The sequence below is a fragment of the Asticcacaulis sp. P4_H10 genome (assembly GCF_056400965.1).
Genome location: NZ_JBFUKH010000001.1, coordinates 18,232 through 36,873, shown reverse-complemented (window position 1 = coordinate 36,873; position 18,642 = coordinate 18,232). Strand labels below are relative to the sequence as shown.

Below are 18,642 nucleotides of genomic sequence, written 5' to 3'. Positions count from 1 at the left end.
GGCCAGTGGTGAGTTCCAAACGGGGAGTTAAGAACTCAAACACGCCTAGCCACAGAGAGGCTGGACAAATATCGTTCCGATAATTGAATATTAAGTCATTATTTCGAAACGACAACCCAGCCCTTAGAAGCCAAAATATCGTACAATTAAGCCGTTATGACAGCGATATGCTAAACTTGCAACCTTTTGATTGTGTGTGAGCTAAAATGCGTTTTTGTCGGACAATATGCCAAAATTTATTGTATGTTATCGATTACAAGCCTCAAAACAAACAGTTGACATGATCGATATTGATTTTTACTCATGACCACGCAGGGCGCGATCGACGGAACTTTCGGGGCCGCGCGTATCAGTAATAGACATAAAGAGCAGGGCGGAAGATGAGAACGCATTACAGAATGGTCGTTTCCATTGTCGGAATGGCGGCGCTTTTGGCAGGCCTGCCAGCCGCCGCCGGTGAAACACGCAACTTCGACGCGGCGTGGACCTTCGCCAAGGGCGATATCGCCGGCGCCGAACAGGTCGCTGTCCCCGCCGCCGACTGGCAAAAGGTCGATCTGCCGCACGACTGGGCCATCAATGGGCCGTTCGATCAGAATGCCCCCGCGACCGGTTCCGGCGGCTGGCTGCCGACCGGCGTTGCCTGGTATCGCAAGGACTTTACCCTGCCCGCACCCGACAAGGGCAAGCGCGTCTTTATCGAGCTCGACGGCATCATGGATCGCGGCGGCGTGTGGATCAACGGCATGCACGTCGGCCATCGCCCCAACGGCTATTCCAGCGTGCGTTATGAGATCACCGACCACCTGAAATGGGACGGCAATAATGTCATTTCGGTGCGCGCCGACACCACCGCCCAACCGGCCTCGCGCTGGTATGCCGGCGGCGGCATCTACCGCCACGTCAAGCTGATCGTCACCGGCGATATCCATGTCGACGGCTGGGGGACCTATGTCACCACTCCGACAATCGAAGCCGGCAAGGCGTCGGTGAAGGTCGAAAGTGCGATCATCAACCGCTCGGCCTCGGACCGCACCGCACATCTCGAGGTCAGCCTGACCGGCCCCGATGGCAAACCCGCCGGATCGTTCAAGGGCGGCGCCCTGACGATTCCCGCCGGCCGATCGGTCAAGCTGTCGGCCGAAGGCGTCCTCAATAATCCGAAGCTCTGGGACATCGGCCAAGGCAATATGTACACGGCCAGCGTCAAGGTCGTCTCCGACACAGGTGAAACGCTGGAGACCGACACAGCGGCCTTCGGCGTGCGCCAGATCGAGTTCCGCGCCGACACCGGCTTCTGGATCAACGGCAAGAACGTCAAGCTTAAGGGCACCGCCATCCACGCCGACGGCGGCGCCTTCGGCATGGCTGTGCCGCTGAGCTTCTATGAGCGCCGCCTGAAGGGGCTGAAGGCGCTGGGCGTCAACGCCATCCGCACCGCCCACCACCCGTTCAGCCCCGAATTCCTCGACCTGTGCGGCAAGATGGGCATCGTCGTCATGAACGAAGCCTTCGACATGTGGACGGTCGCCAAGAATCCTTACGACTATCACCTGTTCTTCACCGACTGGTCGTCGATCGACGCCCGCGACTTCGTCAAGCGCGACCGCAACCACCCGTCGGTCGTCATCTGGTCGATCGGCAACGAAATCCATGACACCCCCTACCCTGTCGTCGCCAAGTCGATCGTCACCCGGCTGAAGACCATCTTCAATACCGAAGATCCGTCACGGCCGGTGACCATGGCTTTGTTCCGGCCCAACACCTCGGGCGACTATAAAAACGGCCTAGCCGACCTGCTCGACGTCGTCGGCCAGAACTACCGCGAAAACGAGCTGACCCAGGCGCACAAAGACAAGCCGACGCGCAAGATCATCGGCACCGAAAATGGCAAGAACCGCTCCAACTGGCTGCCGGTGCGCGATTTCGCTCCCTATGCCGGCATGTTCCTGTGGACCGGCGCCGATTACCTGGGTGAGGCCGACCGCGCCGGCTGGCCGTTCATCTCCAACCCGTCTGGCCTGGTCGACCGCATCGATGCCGTCAAGCCGATCGGCTGGGAACGCGCCTCGTGGTGGGCCGAGACGCCGGTCGTCAAGATCGGCCGCCGCGTCACCGAGGTCATCGATACGTCTGAACTGCCGACCATGGTCGGGATCGCCATGCCACAGCCCAAGGGGCCTGGTGTGCTCAATGACTGGACGCCGGAAAACCAGACGACACACTCCGAAAAGGTCGAGATCGTCGCAAATACACCCGAGGTCGAGCTGTTCCTCAATGGCAAGTCTCTGGGCAAGAAACCCAGGAATGCCGACGACAGCGCCATCAAGTACGATGTGCCATTTGCGCCGGGCACGATCCGCGTCGTCGGCTATGACTCGGCCGGCAAGGTGGTGACGCAGGACGAACTGAAGACCGCCGGCAAGCCCGCCGCCGTGCACCTAGAGGCCGAACAGAAGACCCTGGCGCGCGGTTTCGACGATATCGGTTTCATCCGCGTTCAGGTCGTCGATGCCAAGGGCGTGCGCGTTCCCGATGCCGCTCAGAAGCTGACCGTATCGGTCGAAGGCGCAGGGCAGTTGGCGGCGTTCGACAACGGCTCGCCGACCGACTCGACGGTGTTTTCGTCGCCGGCGCGTAACGCCTGGAACGGCCGCGCCCTGGTCATGGTCCGCGCTATTGACAGCAAGGGCGCGATCAAGATCAAGGTAACAGCTGAAGGCCTGACGCCCGCCACCGCCACGATCGATGTAAAGGAGTAGACCATGCGCTCCGCACGCCCGATGGCTCCACGCGCCTGCTCGTCCAATCCGGACGGCTCACCGACGGCAAGACGCCGTCTTTGATCCTTGTCCCCCATAAACTAAGGAAACCCATGCTTACCGACCTCAAAGACAAGGCCGTGCTCGTCACGGGCGCCTCCTCCGGCATCGGCGCCGCCGCGGCCATCGGTTTTGCCCGCCATGGCGCGGCCGTCGCCGTCCACTATGGCGCCAATGAAGACGGAGCGCGCGAGGTCGTTGCCGCCATCACGGCCCTTGGCGGCAAGGCTGCCCTGGTCCAGGCCGACCTGACCGACCCGAAGACAGCGGCTGGCCTGGTCGATGAGGCCGCCAAGGCCTTGGGTAAGCTCGATATCCTCGTCAACAACGCCGGCTCGCTGTGTGGGCGCAAACCGTTCATGGAGATCGATGACGCCCTCTACGACGCCGTCATGAACCTGAATGTCCGCTCGGTCATCAACGCCTCACAGGCCGCCGTGCCGCTGATCGAAGCCCAAGGCGGCGGCACAATCATCAATGTCGGCTCGATCGCCGGCAACGACGGCGGCGGCCCGGGTTCCGGCCACTATGCCTGCGCCAAGGCCTATATCCATAACCTGACGCGGCACATGGCGCGCGACCTGGCCGGGCGCGGCATCCGCGTCAATGCCATCGCACCGGGCGTCATCGGCACGCCTTTCCACGCGGCGACGCCCGCCGACCGTATGGAAGCGATGAAGAACGCGACCCAGCTCAAGCGCGTCGGGACGCCCGACGACTGCACCGGCACCCTGCTCTACCTCGCCTCGGACCAGATGAGCGGCTACATCACCGGCCAGATCATCCATATCAATGGCGGGCAGTACATGCCTTAGGCTTTTGCTTGGTCGCGCTTGTTATCCGAAAACCGCTGCACACTTTTCGGAAAGCGCTACGGCGCCATTCGCCCGGTCACCGTCCAGTAGATGCCGCCGAAGATGTGGCTCAGATACTGCGGGTCGCGGTACATTTCGCCATTGTGCCCAAGCGTGGTGACGAAGACACGAGCCTTTTCAAAGTCGTGGTACCAGGCGATCGGATGGTCCTTGCCCATCGGCTTAGACACCTGACCCGGCCATATTTTGGTCGGGTCATAGCTGGCCTCGTCGACGCTCAGCACCGTGTGGATCTTGACATTGTACGGGTTGGTCGTGGTGTAGAACTCGTCGCTCCACAGCCAGCGATCGGGCACGCCATAGGTCGCCGGAAAGGTCTTGTCGACGACCGTGACGACGCCGGTCTGCAGCATGGGATGCACGCCAACCGTCCGGCCGACCAGCTTTTCGTACCAGGCCCAGCTATTGGCCGGCAGGGCAATGGCGGCGCGATGCACCACCACCGCATTGCCGCCTGAGCGCATATAGGTTTCGAACCCGCCGCGCTGGGCCGCGTTCAGGTCCTCGACCGGCGTATTGAGCAGCATCACCGCCGCGTACTGGCCCATATCCTTCTCAAGGTCTTCCGGCTTGCTGGTCCAGACGACCTCGAAAGAATGGAGTTTGGCGATGCGCTCCAGGCTGTCGCGGGCAACCGGTATGTATTCGTAGTGATACTTGGATGGCATGGCGAGGACCAGCAATTTGAACTGGTTCTCGGCCCAACCGGCGGTCGGGAATACGACGGCCAGAACCGTCACAAGCATCACCACGAAACGTTGCATGTCAGCTTCCTATCGCTGGACGGCGTAGAGGCCATGGTGGCTGAGAATGAACAGGGTCCGCATATCGGGACCACCGAAGATCAGCTGCAAGGGGCGTTCCGGGGTATCGATCCGATCGACTTCCTTGCCATCAGCGTCATAGACAAAGACCTGGCCGTTGGCGACGTAGAGCTTGCCATCTGGTCCCTGAACGGCGCTTTCACCGCCGCGATTGGCGATGACCTTCAGGTCACCCAATGCGCCACCGGCCGCGACCACGCCGCTATAGGTCTTGTTTTCCGAGCCATTGGTAAAGACGATGCGCTCGCCGACCTTGCCAGCCTTAAAGCCGTAGGTTTGCAGCGTATCTGACCAGCGCCAGCCGAGATGGTTAGTCGGCCCTTGCTGCAACACACGGAAGGCCGGCAGAACCAGGCTGCCGTCAGGCGAGACATATTCGTGCGTCTTGGCGGTCTGGACGTCCTTGGCGAACAGTTCGGCCAGGGTGGTAAAGCGCAGGGTATTGGCATCGAACTGGTCGCGGAACTCGCCATTGACCCAGAAATTGCCCGGCAGGAGCGTTTTGGCATCCGCGCGCGCGGCCACTGGCGTAGGCGACACCATGGTCAGGTCGAAACCGGCGGCCTTCGGGTCAAAGCTATAGACCGCGCCAGCCGGGCCTTCCGACGACAGGACCATCAGATCGCCATTCTTCGCCACGGCCAGGTTGACCGGATCGAGCGGCGCATCGCGGACGATGGACAGGCCCGATTTCGCCGTCCAGCTGTAGATGCGGTGGAACTGGCGTTCGACAAAGTACAGCGTGCCGTCAGGCGCTACGGTCGCGCCCGAGATCGAGTAGAAACCGTCCTTGATCTTTTTGACCGCCGACACGTCAGTCGAGATAACCTTTGGCGTCGCCGGCACGTCGAGCACGGCAAACTCACGCTCACGCACCTCGGCGCCACTGGTCACATCGACAATGGAATTTTCGAACGGGAACTTGCCGGCGCGCAGATAGGTCGCGCAGCCGGCATCGTCGCAGGTCGCATAGCCGCTTTCGCCGTTTACGTGGACATTGCGGAAGCGAATGTCCGAAGCGTTATAGAGCTTGACCGCCGCCCGCGCCGGCTTCAGCGACCGCGTCACGCGATAGCCATGATAATTGGCAAACAGGATATTGCGTGAGTTGCGGATTTCGGTCGACAGGGCATCGAGACCGTCACGCACTTCCTGTTCGGTCTGCGGCGCCAGGAATTCCCAGTTTTCAACGCCGTCGAGCACGATCTCGGCGCGGACGTGGTGCTCCGCCGACAACTGATAGACGTGGCCCGGCGTCTTCGTATTAGTGACGTAGAAACCGGCCTGCGCGAAAGTGTTGGGCGTCCATACCGAGACAAAGGTGCCGCCGCCGCCATCCTTGACCCAGATGCCGGGATATTGACCATCCCAGCGGTTCTTGGGATCGGACATCTCCATGCGCCTGCCATTGCCCAGGCGCGTGCCCGATCCGCCCTGGATCTTCACGTCATTGACCATCGAGTCCGCCCCCGCCTGCCAGACGAGGGCCGAGGCGCGCGGGTTATAGGCGCCGGTATAGAGACCGAAACCAAACAGGATGGCATTGCCGCCCTTCGCACTTTCGACGAGGGGCTTGGGGTCTCCAACGCCGAGATAGTTGGGCGTACTGTCTTCGAGGTAGATCTGCGTCAGGCTGGGGTGCAGTGCGATGACCACGCTGTCAGGCCGCAAACGCAGGGTGTCGCTGACGCGGTAATAGCCGGCCGGCAGGTAGACAACGCGATTTTTGTCGATCGCCGCCTGAAGTGCCATGGTGTCGTCGGTGACGCCGTCGCCCTTGACGCCCAGGTCGTGAGCATTTTTCCACTGCTTGACTGGCGGCAGGCGCTTGAGCGCTGCCGGACGCTCGGCTGACAGCTTGGTCACCGCCTTGGCGTCCATATGCGTTTCAAACGCCCCCATCGCGCCAAGCGCCGGAAGAGTCAGGCCATGGGTAAAGCTTTTGACCGTATAGGCCGGGCCTGCGCCCGCGACCGTCTTGCCGCTGTCGCGAAATTTCGCGAAAACCGGCACGCCTTTCGCCGAGGCATTGTCGAAGCCGACCTGAGTAAAGACGCTGTCCTCATTGCTGATGACGACGGCCGCGTTCGACAGGTTCTCGAACTGGACATCCTTGCCCCACAGTGAGTCGCTGTACCCTTCGTCGATGTCGATGCCGGTCCTGGTGTTGCGGATCTTGATGTTGACGAGCGTCAGGTCAACCTCGTGCTCGCGGATGGCGGCCTCGGACTGACCGTCGAATTCGGAGTCCAGAAGCGTATATTGCCAGGCCGGCGACGTCTTTTCCGTCAGGATGCCGTAGCGCCCGCCGAAGAAACGCAAATTGTCGCCCTCGTTGCCGGCCTGATAGATGCCGGCCAGGGCCGAGCCGAGGTGGAAATCGATGTGGCTGAGGAAGGCATGCTGCGCCAGGCGGAAGCGCACCGCCGTCGCCGCCCCGTTGCCCTGGCCGATCTCAAAATCGACATTGCTCATCGCCGAGTAGAAGGTCGAGGAATTGGCGTCGCGAATGGTTTCGCTGTACGGCACGAAGCTGGCGACCGGCACAGGCACCTTGCCGACATTGTACTGATCGTCGCCCGTGAAAACGATCATCGAGGCCACGCCACTTTGGAAGCCCGGCGTGTTGTCCGCCAGCACAAAGACCGGACGCTTGGGTCCGACACCAAAGATGCGCACCGCCGGCCAGACATTGAGGCTGCGCGTCAGGCGATAACGGCCGGACGGCAGGAAGACGATGCCACCGCCGTTTTTGGCCTGATCGATCGCCGCCTGGATGGCAGCCGTATCATCAGCCAAGCCGTCGCCTTTCGCCTGGACGCGGACGGCGCGCGGATCATCAGGTGCGATCTCGTAAACCGATCTGGATATGGGTTTCGCCAAGGGCGCGGCACTCAACGGCGCAGCCAGGACGATAGATAGAAACGCGCACACGGTAGCGCTCAGCAGCACACGCATTGATACTTCTCCCACTTTATCGTTGATGACAGCGCTAACATAGATTTAGCCGAATGAAAACAGTGGTTATACGGATTTAATCACTCTACGGGCCGGCTGATGCACAGGGTAGGGATACTGGGCGCGCCAGGTATTATTATGACGAATAGACTGAGTATACGATATCTGACCATGCCGGTTGAACAATACAGCACCGCCCCTCGCATTCACAGGCAATGAATTGACATAACCAACTATTTAGCCTTCTAGATCAGTCTGTATTACGTATTCGCGCTTCGCATCATGCTGATTCGGCAGAGCCGTTTTGGCAACTGCAAGGAGTCTCAACCCTGTTAGCGCTATCCTTGGATATCATCCGACTGCGGAGTGTGCTTTGATCAAGAGTGCGACAAGCCCCAAGGCCAGGGCCTCCAGTACGGGGCGTGTAACGCTTGAGGACGTGGCGCTTAAGGCCGGCGTGTCGACCATCACTGTATCGCGCGCCTTCCGCCACCCGGACAAGGTCGCACCCGAGGTCCGCGAACGCATCCAGCGCATCGCCTACGACATGGGCTATGTCTCGAACCGCGCCGCCAGCGCGCTGGCCTCGGCGCGGTCAATGAATGTCGTCGTCCTGGTGCCGTCTTTACGCAACATGGTGTTCGTCGAAACGCTGGATGGCATCGAAAAGGTCCTGCGGCCGCGCGGCTACCACATGCTGCTGGGGGTCACCAACTACTCCTCGGAAGAAGAGGACGCCCTGGTTCGCGCCTATCTGGCCTTCGATCCGGACGGCATCCTGCTGACCGGCCTTAACTACCGCGAATCGACGCGGCGGCTGATCGAACAACTCAACATTCCCGTCGTCCATATGATGGAGCTCAGCGACCAGGAAGACCTTTACAGCGTTGGCTTTTCGCAGGAAGCGGCAGCCGAGGCGATGACCAAGCACCTGATCGCTTCGGGCCGGACGCGCATCGCCTTTATCGGTTCGCAGATGGATTCGCGCACCCTGGCGCGCGGCCGGGGCTATCGCGACACCCTGGTCAGGGCCGGCCTCTATCAGCCGCATCGCGAACTGCTGGTGCCCGACCCGTCATCTACCGAACTCGGTGGCATATTGCTCGACCGGCTGCTGCGCCAAGCCCCTGACACCGACGCCGTTTTTTTCTGCAATGACGACCTGGCGCAGGGCGGACTGTTCCAATGTCAGCGCCGCGGCATTCCCGTGCCGGCGCAACTGGCTATCGGCGGTTTCAATGACGTGCCGTCGTCAGCCTGCATCGTGCCAGCGCTGACATCGGTCGCCACCCCGCGCTACGAGATCGGCGCCCAGTCAGCCAATATGCTCATGGCGCTGCTTGAAGGGCGTCCACTTTCCAAGCCCCATCTGGATCTGGGCTTTGAACTCAGGGTTCGCGACAGTGGCTGAGCGGTAGACCGTTTACGCAGTCTCGAAAAATTCATAATCTAAACCGACAAGGCGTAGATAGTGGCATTTACGATGTTATCGTTGTCATGCATTTTACGGACAAAACTAGCCAAAGATTCCTAACATTTCAGGTTATATAATTGATAATATGTATTATTTTTAACACTTTTCGCGTCCAGATAATGCGGAATGGGCTTCCTATTAATGTTAGCGCTGTCATTTGTCGTGCATAGACCATTATAGGGCGCAAGCTGTCCCGCCTACGACACATCGCCCCCCTCACCTACGACCAGACGCGCGGTTGACAAGGCTTCATTATATGATACGCCGTTCCGATAATATTTACAGATGACTTATGCGCCCCGTGCCGGATGGCCTGCGCCCCGCATGGACAGCGTTGCAGCTCGCTGTATTCATAAGAAAATGAGAGGAAACCATGACCTTCAAAGCCCTGCTCCTCGCTGGCCTGAGCCTGGCCGCTATGTCACCCGGCGCTATTGCCGCCGCGCCCACACCTGTCCAGTCCGTGCCGTCGGCCACTCCCGTACCATGGACATCTGCCGAGGTCATCGCACTGGCTGAAAAGGTTGGCGACTGGCAGTTGGCGACGCTGGCAGCAGGCTTGACGCCCAATGCGGCGCGCGGCTATCCGGGCCCGAAAAGCTGGGAACAGGGCGCGCTCTTTGTCGGCCTGACCAGGCTGGCAGACCACAGTGACGCGCCACAGTTCAAGCAGGCGATCCTGGCGCGCGGCGAGGCCAATGCCTGGGCTTTGGGCGACCGCGTCTACCACGCTGACGACCACGTCATCGGCCAGTCATATCTGTGGGCCTCACAAAACGGCGCAGGCCCTGAGGCGATCGCCAATGTTCGCAAACGCTTCGACGACATCCTGGCCAATCCGTCCGATGTCGGCCTTAAGCACGACGACTATGGCCCCAAGGGCGTCGAGTGCGACAAGCGCTGGTGCTGGTGCGACGCGTTGTTCATGTCACCGCCGGCGTGGATGGAGCTGTCGCGCATCACCGGCGATCCGAAATATCGCGAATTTGCGAAGACAGAATTCTGGGCGGCGACCAATTATCTCTACGACAAGGACGAGCACCTCTATTACCGCGACAGCCGCTTCTTCGACCGCCGCGACATCAACGGCAAAAAGGTCTTCTGGTCGCGCGGCGACGGCTGGGTGTTCGCCGGCCTGGCCCTGATAATCCCGCAGCTACCGAAGAACGATCCCGACCGCCTACGCTTTATCCAGGTCTTCAGGGAAATGGCGGCGAAACTGGCCAGCATCCAGAAGGAGGACGGCTACTGGTCGCCGTCACTGCTGAGCGATCCGGCCACCGCCCTGCCGGAATCGAGCGGCACCGGCTTCTATACCTATGGCTTCGCCTGGGGCATCAACGCAGGCATTCTCGACCGCGCCACCTACGAGCCGATCGTGCGCAAGGGCTGGACAGCACTGGTGCGCTCGGTCCACCCGGACGGTAAGCTCGGCTATGTCCAGCCGGTCAGCGACCGCCCGGATGCCGTCGAATACAGCCAGACGCATTTCTACGGCGTCGGCGCGTTTCTATTAGCCGCCACAGCGATCGCCGACATGAAGTTGACGCCCATCGCAGCGCTCAAGACCATGGTCAGCATCGAGAATCCGTCGGCCTTCGACCAGAATGCGTCCTTTGTCAGCGTGCCGGTGGCGACGTTAGGTCACTCCGGCAAAAGCACCGGCGGCTGGTCGGTCCTCAGCGGTGGCAAGACCTATGCGGCGCAGTTCGACGCAGCCAACAAGAGCATCGAATTCGCTCTGCCGCTAAAGGCCCGCCAGACCGCGACCGTATCCTTCCTGCCGGTTCAGGCGCCGTTGCCACGCCAGACCCAGGCCATCCTGAATGTTCAGGAAGGCGGCAAACTCGACAACAACGTGCTGAAGGGTGGCGTCTACTATCTGCGCCATAAGTACGAAGTGCCGGCCGATCACTTCATCCACGACGGCCTGGTCGCCTTTGAGGGCATCGGCTGGGAGTCGGACAAGGCCGCCTACCGCCTCTATCTCGATGAGCGCTACGCCGGCGACATCTACGGCAAGAAGCTACCGCGCCCGATCCTGCAGACGATCGGCCAGGGCGCTGACGACTACCACCACATGGCCGACTGGGGCCAGGACGTGCTCCAGGTCAGCCAGAGCCTCGGTATGGGCAGTATCGGTGAGGTCCGCAACGGCAAGGCGACGCAACTCGGCAAGGGGAAAATCACCGCCGAGGCCAATGTCCACGGGCCGGTAACGGCCGGCGCTATCGTCCGGACCGAGGGCTTCAACGACGGCAAGGCGACGCTGACCGCCAATTACGAAATCCGCTCGGGCTCAGCCCTAACCTATGTCGACGCCAAGGCAACCGGTAATTCCAGCGCCATGGCCGCCGGCATCGTCCACCACAAGGACATGACGGTCCTCAAGTCCGGCGCACCGTCGGGCAAGTGGGGCTATATCGCGTCTTGGGGCAAGCAAAGCCTGGCCGGTGACGATCTCGGCATGATCCTCTTCTACCCGGAAGACGCGGTCGCCTCGCGCTTCAATGACGACGGCCAGACGCTTTACGTGACCTTCAAGGACGCATCGAAGATCAAATACGCTTATGCCGCCATCTGGGCCCAGGACGGCAGCGGCGTGCGCGACCTGACGGGTTTCAAATCCTACATCACCATGACGCTTGACGGGCTGAACAAGCCGGCGCGCGTCGCCACGGCTGCGAAGACAAGATAGGCGCTTTATCGCTCGGGCATGGCCGCCAGGCCGAACCAGCACTCGTCGATAAAGCGCGCCAGCTTGTCATAGCCCGCAATATCGTTGGGCTTCACCAGATAGACACTGGCGAAGTTCTGATAGGCCGCATTGATATCGCGCTTGTCCTGGGAACTGGACAGGATGACGACCGGCATCGCACGCAGCGTAATCTCGGCCTTGAGGTTCTTCAGGACGTCCATGCCGCTGATCGTCGGCAGGTTCAGGTCGAGGAAGATGAGATCGTACGGCGCTTCATCGGGATTTTCGAGCGTCGCGATCGCTGCCTCGCCGGTCTCGATGTGGACGATATCGATGCGATCGTTCTGCTTGCCGACCGCACGGCGGAACAACAGCGCATCGCCGATATTGTCCTCGATCAGCAGGATCCTGAGGCGCCCCTCTTCCTTCATAGCCGCCACTCCCATCGAGAGACCCTGTTGCTGAGCATGCATTCCGGCACCTAACCGTGCGGCGGCAGGCGTGTCCAGACCTGTGTCTGGCAAAGTATTTTCATCACACATCCCGACAGCTTGAGCTTGTCGCCAGCGACCATCGCGTGGCCGTCATAGGTCTTGTTGTCCGCGGGATCGGTGATCCGGCCCTCCAGCCGGTTATTGGCGGGCTTCAGATAGCCAATCTTGCGTCCGGCGAAGCGCCCGCTTTTCAGTGTGATGCAGGAACCCTGCTCGCACGGCGCGATCTCGGCTGTCACGCCGTCCCTGGTCTTCCATAGGCCTTGCACATCGTCGGCGGCCAGCACCGGGCCGCCTGCGAACATTCCGGCCAGCGCAAGGGCGGCAACACCTGATCTATACATAGCTTTTCCCGTCTGTTCCGCCGCATCCTAGGCGCAGTCGGTTTCCTAAGAATAAAAGCCGGCAAAATAATGATCGCGTACAAGGCTCAGGCGGAAACGCGATCCAGGAAGGTCAGGATTTCGCGCTTCAGGGTTTCGGTCTGGGCGGACAGGAGGTGCGCCGACGACGCCGTCTTCTGCGCCGATACCGTCGCATCGTCCGAGGCCCGGTTCATATCGTCGATCTCGGTACTGACGCGGTCGGTGTTCTGATAGGCAGCGTTCATATTGGCCGCGATTTCGGCCGTGACGACGCTCTGTTCCTCGACGGCCGAGGAGATGCTGACCGCGATGGCATCGACCGTGTCGACGCTTCTGCTGATTGTGTTCAGCACCTGGATGACGTCCGCGGACACGTCGCGGATATTATCAATATTGATCACGATCTCGCTGGTGGCGCGGCCGGTCGCCGTCGCCAGTTGCTTGACCTCGTTGGCAACGACCGCAAAGCCCTTGCCGGCATCGCCGGCGCGCGCCGATTCGATGGTGGCGTTCAACGCCAGCAGGTTGATCTGGCCGGTGATATTCTGGATCAGGTCGACAATCTCGACGATGCGCTTAGTCGCCTCTTCCAGCTTGTGCGACGTCGTCGAGGCGCGTTCCATCTGCGCCACGACATCGCGGATGGCGATCGAGCACGACCCGGTCTGGCTGGCGATTTCGCGGATCGAGGCCGACATTTCCTCGGCGGCGGCGGCGACCGTCTGGACGCTGCCCGAGGTCGCGCCAGTGGCTGCAGATACGGTCTGCGCCTTGTCGTGCACCGAAGCGACGATGTGGTTCATATCGTCCGACGCGTGTTTCAGGTCGTCGGTCGCGCCCCCCAGCCTGCCCATGATGTCGCCGACCGTACCACGGAAGGCGTTGATCTCGGCTTCGAGACGGCCCTTCTGCTCGACCTTGGCCAGGGCGTCGGACGTCTGCGCCTCCTCGAGGCGGCGCGCGGCGCTGAGGCGATCATTGAGGTGCAGCAGCGAGCGCGTCATGTCGCCGATTTCGTCGCGGCGTTCGTCGCCCAGCGGCGGCAGGTCCTTGCCCTCGGCCAGGGCGGACAGGCCGCGCGTCAGTTGCCCAAGCGGGAGGCGGATGTCGCGCGCGATGACCCAGCTGACGCCACCCAGCGCCAGCAGGGTGAAAAAGCCGATCGCGCCGAACTTCGTCAATTGCGCCATGAAGGCGGTATTGACGTCGTCGATATAGATGCCCGAACCGACGATCCAGCCCCATTCCGAAATGCGCGACACGTAGGAGATTTTCGCCGTTGGCCTGGTCTTGTCCATGCCGGGCTTGGGCCACGAATAGCGCACGAAGCCGTCGCGACCGCCCGTCACCGCCTGGGTCATTTCGGAAAAGAGCTTGACGCCCTTTGGGTCCTTGATCTCGGACGCATCCGTACCGTCCAGTTCGGGCTTGAACGGATGCATGATCATGTTCGCCTTGTCATCAATGATCCAGAAGTAGTTTTCGCCTTCGTAGCGCAGCGCCTTCACCTGGGCGACGGCAGCGGCCTTGGCCTCGTCCTCACTGATCTCGCCGCGCTTGAAACGTGCGTGCTGGGCGTGGATGACGCTACCGGCGACCTCGACGACGTTGCGCGTCTTGTCCATGCGGTCGCGCAGCATGACGCCGCGATAGTCCATCAGAGACACCGCCGATACGGCGACAAAGGCGATGAGCGCCATGGCCAGGATCAGCTGAAGTTTTCGCGCGACGGATATGTGTGAAAGCTTCAGCATGGCGCTCCCCTGTGTCTTTAAGATTATGGTCTTGGCGCATGACACGCGGGGGCAAGTGTTAACGATATTGGTATGCAAATGCTTAAGGCACACGGCCAAACGCGCTCATCGGCGCCATGCAAAGCATTGCGCGGCAATTATCGCCAGGCGCGATATTGACCCTGTGCGCCGCGTGGTATTCATTCGAACATCCGATAAAACATATAATACAGGGAAGAGACATGACCGAACCGACCGGACCCGCTCTTGGCCGCCGAACCCTCATCGCCAGTGCCACCGCCGGCATTGCCATAGCCGCCGCCCCCAAAGCGCGCGCCGCCGACACACGCAAAGCCTACGCCATCGTTGGCTGCGGCAGCCGGTCGCGCATGTTCCAGGACGCCATCTGGGGCCCGCACAAGGCGCATAACCGCATCGTCGCCATGTGCGACACAAATCCTGGCCGCATGAATTATGTCGCCGGCCGTGCCACCAGGGCCGGGGCGCCGGTGCCGAAGGCCTATGCCGCCGCCGACTTCGACACAATGATCCGGGAAACCAAGCCCCAGGCCGTCATCGTCACCACGCCCGACGCCTATCACGTCGACTATATCCTGAAGGCCCTCGAAGCCGGGCTCGACGTCATCACCGAAAAGCCGATGACCACCGATGCCGTCAAGGCCCAGGCCATCCTGGACGCCGTCAAAAAGAGCGGCCACCACATCCGCGTCACCTTCAACTACCGCTATTCGCCCTTCCGCACCCAGGTCAAGGAACTGCTGATGAGCGGCGTCATCGGCGACATCCTGTCTGTCGATTTCCAGTGGCTGCTCAATACCGTCCACGGCGCCGACTATTTCCGCCGCTGGCATTCCAACAAGGCGATTTCCGGCGGGCTGATGGTCCATAAGGCGACCCACCATTTCGACCTGGTCAACTGGTGGCTTTCCGACATGCCGGTCGCCGTCTCGGCCGTCGGCAAACGCGACTTCTATACGCCGCAGATGGCGAAACGCCTGGGGCTCAGCGGCCCGCATGAGCGCTGCCAGACCTGCCCGGAAAAGGCCGCCTGTACGTTTGAGCTCGACCTCAGCAAGGATGCCGGTCTGAAGGCGCTCTATCTCGATAACGAGAAGTACGACGGCTACTTCCGCGACCGCTGCGTATGGCGCCCCGAGATCAATATCGAAGACACGATGAATGTCGTCGTCAGCTACGCCAAGGGCGCGACATTGAGCTACAGCCTCAACGCGTTCAACGCCTGGGAAGGCTACAATATCGCCTTCAACGGCACCAAGGGCCGGCTGGAACACTCGCTCAACGAACAGGCGACGACGGCGGGTGCCGGTGCCGCCCAGAGCGAGACCGAACACGGCGTGTTGCGCGTCATACCTCTGCGGGGGGCGGCACAGGACATTCCACTGCGTAGCGGCGAAGGCAGCCACGGCGGCGGCGACGACGTCATGCTGAACGACCTGTTCAATCCGGCGGCCCCGGCCGATCCGCTCAAGCGGGCGGCAGACGAACGCGGCGGTGCGGCCTCGATCCTGATCGGCGTAGCGGCCAACCGCTGCTTCGAGACGGGTCAACCGGTCAAGATCGACAGCCTGGTCACCGGCCTGCAAAGCCCGGACTGGCCGGCCATGCCGGGCCACGACCTGCCGGTGCCCATGCCGATACGAACCTGAGGCTTACGCTTCACTTAAAAACCTGTGCGCGGACAGTGCGGGTGGCTAACCCGTCCCTTACAGAACGTCGGGACAGCCACATTGCATCCTTGGCCGGCGCCGTGAAGACTTGAGCACACCACCGCTCAGGAGCACAGCATGTCCATCCTCAGATCGTTTCCACTGCTGGCCATTCCGGTTGTCATCTACAACCTGCTGGTCATGGGCACGGGTGGATTTGCGACCTCATCGAGCACCGTCAGCGCGTCCCTGCGCAGCCCGGTCGGCCAGATTCCGATGGTGGCTTCGGGCGGACAATGGCTCTTTCAAACCAGCGACATCATCCTGCTGGTCGCGCTGATCGCGCTGTTTTTCGGGGTGATCGCGTCCAGCCGCTCAGCCAATGACGTGCTGGCCAAGCACGTGCTGAACATGTTCCTGTTTATCGCCTGCCTGGTCGAGTTCCTGCTGCTGCGGGCCTTTGCGACCTCGACCTTCTTCCTGCTGACCGCCATGGTGCTTATGGAGACGGTCGCGGGCTTTATCATCACCTCGGTGTCCGCCCGTAAGGATATCGAGATGGCGCATTAGGCTGCTAGTGCAATCCCGTACAATTACGCAATTGATATCATGTCACCTTATTATCAATGCCCACCCAATACCGTAATCCCCCTGACTGACGATTACCCAGATTCAACACAATCAAATAACTTTCTAACATTGATGTTAGATTTGGAAAAATCTAATTCGTGCGCACCCGTCTCATAGATTTCAGTGCAGATTTTTAAATTAAAATCTTTCATATATATAGGGTTCTCCGGGAGAGCCACTAATTCGTAAGCATTTATTTCTTGTTTTTTTATTCGGGCGATATCAGTCCAATCATATACATATATACCTCTGCTAGCTAGCGCAATGAAATCATCCGGCTGAGGTACATCGCAGACAACGATTGCTGTAGAAATTGCCGGCAATTCGAGCAATCTTCCTTCTACTCCTAGAATATCAACTTCGTTGTCAAGTGCAAATTTCGGTATAGGTGCGACGCCAGCGGTTATGAAAGCTCCAACACGGCCAAACTTGTCCGACGCTACCCATACGCAGTCTATGCCGTCCGGGTAATCATAGTGTTTTATCATATACTAGTACTCATCTGTCTTAAAGCGCGTTCCAGAGGGGAATGCGTCTCGGCCATACTCTTTTTCGCACCTAGGGCAAACAGGCACCTCTTGTCCAGTACGAGGACGACCAGCTTCGGTTAACTTTACATCTTGCTTGTTCCCGCCAAGAGCGTCAACCACATGATTTTCAGCACATTTTCCGCCACCGCAGCTCTTAGCAACCACTTCCCCCGTCTTGGTATTATAGCCTGCCGTCACGGTCGCCGGAGCCTTCGATCCCAACGGCTTCATTTCCGCCATGAGCTCGTCACGAGCAGATCGCGCCTCGTTAAGCTTGGAGCCTTTCGGACCGCCTCCATTTTCGATATCTGATGGTAGCATCGCCATGCCGCAAACTGGGACAGCGGAACAGGCCATAATTGCGCCGGCAAAGAGTGCATTGTGGAACGCAGTTCCGACTTCAAGCCTAACTTTACTATCAGTTTCCTGCATTTGTTGGCGGATTCGATCGTCTTTGATGGTCCCGTACATCGCATTGTCACACGAACGACAATCTTGCGTGCCCGTGGGATCGGTGGCGTTCGCTGGATCTCCTCCGACGTAAGCGTATAGGTTCAGGTCATCTTCACCTCCGATCGGATCGGTCTGCAGGAACCGCCCCATCTGCGGATCATAGATCCGGGCCTTGTAGTAATAGAGCCGGGCGTCGGCCAGGAACATCTGGCCGGTATAGCCGAAGCGCGAGACGCTTGTTGCGCCAGTGCCGATGCTGGGCCAGTAGGTGAAGCCGGACTGATCCTTGGGCTCGCCATAGGCGCCGTAGGTATAGATATCGCCCCGGGTACCGCTGGCGTCCGCCGTGGTGATGACGCTGCCCTGCTGGTTCGTATAGAAGTAGCGCCGCGTGCTGTTGCCGGCACCTTCGTACCAGACGACCGGATTGTCGGTGCCGGGACCATGGACGTAGCGCCGCAGCATCTGGTTTGAGCTATTATATTCCCCGATCAGGTTGACGCCGTCATAGAGGAAGCTGACTGCCCCGCCGTTCCAGCTGTAGCTGGCGAGCCGTCCTTCCGGATCGTAGGTCAGGGTCAGGCCGTTGCCGGCGATATTGCCGGTCAGCAGGCGGTTCTCGACATCGTAATTATAGCTTCGGCCCGTGCCGTCGCAGATCAGGTTGCCACGCGCGTCGTAGCCGCCCGATGGACAGGCGCCGGTCGCCCCGACAAGGTTCGCGACACGGTTCAGGCCGTCATGGCTCTGGGCCGGTTCGGTAACGGGCGTCAGTTCCTCATAATCGTAAAGCGTCGATGAGGGATCATTGCTGACAATCTGACCGGCCGGATTGTAACCGAAGGTCCAGGTGATATCGCTGGCCGTGCCGCTGAGATTATTTGTAAAGGATGCCAGCCGACCAATACCGTCATAGGCGTAGGAAACACTCCCACCGCCTTTTATTTCCACCGTTAATTGACCGAGGCTGTTGTAGTCGCGGCTGTACGCGCCTGAACTGGCATTCCAGCCCAACGACTTCACACGATTGGCATTGTCCAGGGCGTAGTCGATATTGATGCCGTCTGGGAACTGCAGGCGCGTCCGCGCACCGGCGGA

General features: G+C 60.3%; 13 protein-coding genes. 6 read left to right on the top strand and 7 right to left on the bottom strand.

What is annotated here, in order from left to right; genetic code table 11:
• Positions 1-398: 398 nt before the first annotated feature.
• Both AC1DON_RS00135 and AC1DON_RS00130 read left to right on the top strand, forming a co-directional pair.
• A complete protein-coding gene (locus AC1DON_RS00135) occupies positions 399-2,762 on the top strand; it encodes a glycoside hydrolase family 2 TIM barrel-domain containing protein (RefSeq protein WP_476932706.1) in 2,364 nt (787 codons plus the stop codon).
• 113 nt (positions 2,763-2,875) lie between these two features.
• Complete coding sequence (locus AC1DON_RS00130; protein WP_476932705.1) at positions 2,876-3,637, top strand: SDR family NAD(P)-dependent oxidoreductase; 762 nt, start codon at positions 2,876-2,878, stop codon at positions 3,635-3,637.
• Between the two features lie 56 nt (positions 3,638-3,693).
• On the opposite strand, the gene AC1DON_RS00125 is transcribed toward AC1DON_RS00130, so the two are convergent.
• Positions 3,694-4,461 (bottom strand): ThuA domain-containing protein, encoded by a 768-nt coding sequence (locus AC1DON_RS00125; RefSeq protein WP_476932704.1) that lies wholly within the window; start codon positions 4,459-4,461, stop codon positions 3,694-3,696.
• A gap of 9 nt (positions 4,462-4,470) precedes the next feature.
• Positions 4,471-7,479, bottom strand: a complete 3,009-nt coding sequence (locus AC1DON_RS00120) for a glycosyl hydrolase family 28-related protein (protein ID WP_476932703.1) — start codon at positions 7,477-7,479, stop codon at positions 4,471-4,473.
• A gap of 373 nt (positions 7,480-7,852) precedes the next feature.
• On the opposite strand from AC1DON_RS00120, the gene gntR reads away from it, so the two are divergent.
• Together gntR and AC1DON_RS00110 are read left to right on the top strand one after the other, a co-directional pair.
• Positions 7,853-8,890 carry an HTH-type transcriptional regulator GntR gene (gntR, locus tag AC1DON_RS00115; RefSeq protein ID WP_476932702.1) on the top strand — a complete coding sequence of 346 codons (1,038 nt, stop codon included), beginning with the start codon at positions 7,853-7,855 and terminating at the stop codon, positions 8,888-8,890.
• A gap of 436 nt (positions 8,891-9,326) precedes the next feature.
• Positions 9,327-11,651, top strand: a complete 2,325-nt coding sequence (locus AC1DON_RS00110) for a glycoside hydrolase family 88 protein (protein ID WP_476932701.1) — start codon at positions 9,327-9,329, stop codon at positions 11,649-11,651.
• Positions 11,652-11,656: 5 nt separating this feature from the next.
• Here AC1DON_RS00110 and AC1DON_RS00105 read toward each other — a convergent pair whose 3' ends face one another.
• The 3 genes from AC1DON_RS00105 to AC1DON_RS00095 form a co-directional block, all read right to left on the bottom strand.
• On the bottom strand, positions 11,657-12,097 hold the full coding sequence (locus tag AC1DON_RS00105) for a response regulator (RefSeq protein ID WP_476932700.1): 441 nt from the start codon (positions 12,095-12,097) through the stop codon (positions 11,657-11,659).
• Positions 12,098-12,132: 35 nt separating this feature from the next.
• Entirely contained in the window at positions 12,133-12,489 is a 357-nt protein-coding gene (locus tag AC1DON_RS00100; RefSeq protein WP_476932699.1) for a DUF2147 domain-containing protein, read from the bottom strand.
• A gap of 86 nt (positions 12,490-12,575) precedes the next feature.
• Entirely contained in the window at positions 12,576-14,264 is a 1,689-nt protein-coding gene (locus AC1DON_RS00095; protein WP_476932698.1) for a methyl-accepting chemotaxis protein, read from the bottom strand.
• 221 nt (positions 14,265-14,485) lie between these two features.
• On the opposite strand from AC1DON_RS00095, the gene AC1DON_RS00090 reads away from it, so the two are divergent.
• Both AC1DON_RS00090 and AC1DON_RS00085 read left to right on the top strand, forming a co-directional pair.
• Positions 14,486-15,931, top strand: coding sequence for a Gfo/Idh/MocA family protein (locus AC1DON_RS00090; protein WP_476932697.1), 1,446 nt, complete (start codon positions 14,486-14,488; stop codon positions 15,929-15,931).
• Between the two features lie 138 nt (positions 15,932-16,069).
• A complete protein-coding gene (locus tag AC1DON_RS00085) occupies positions 16,070-16,501 on the top strand; it encodes a hypothetical protein (protein ID WP_476932696.1) in 432 nt (143 codons plus the stop codon).
• 92 nt (positions 16,502-16,593) lie between these two features.
• Here AC1DON_RS00085 and AC1DON_RS00080 read toward each other — a convergent pair whose 3' ends face one another.
• Positions 16,594-17,049, bottom strand: a complete 456-nt coding sequence (locus AC1DON_RS00080) for a hypothetical protein (protein WP_476932695.1) — start codon at positions 17,047-17,049, stop codon at positions 16,594-16,596.
• A gap of 3 nt (positions 17,050-17,052) precedes the next feature.
• On the bottom strand, positions 17,053-18,567 hold the full coding sequence (locus AC1DON_RS00075; RefSeq protein ID WP_476932694.1) for an RHS repeat domain-containing protein: 1,515 nt from the start codon (positions 18,565-18,567) through the stop codon (positions 17,053-17,055).
• Positions 18,568-18,642 lie beyond the last annotated feature (75 nt).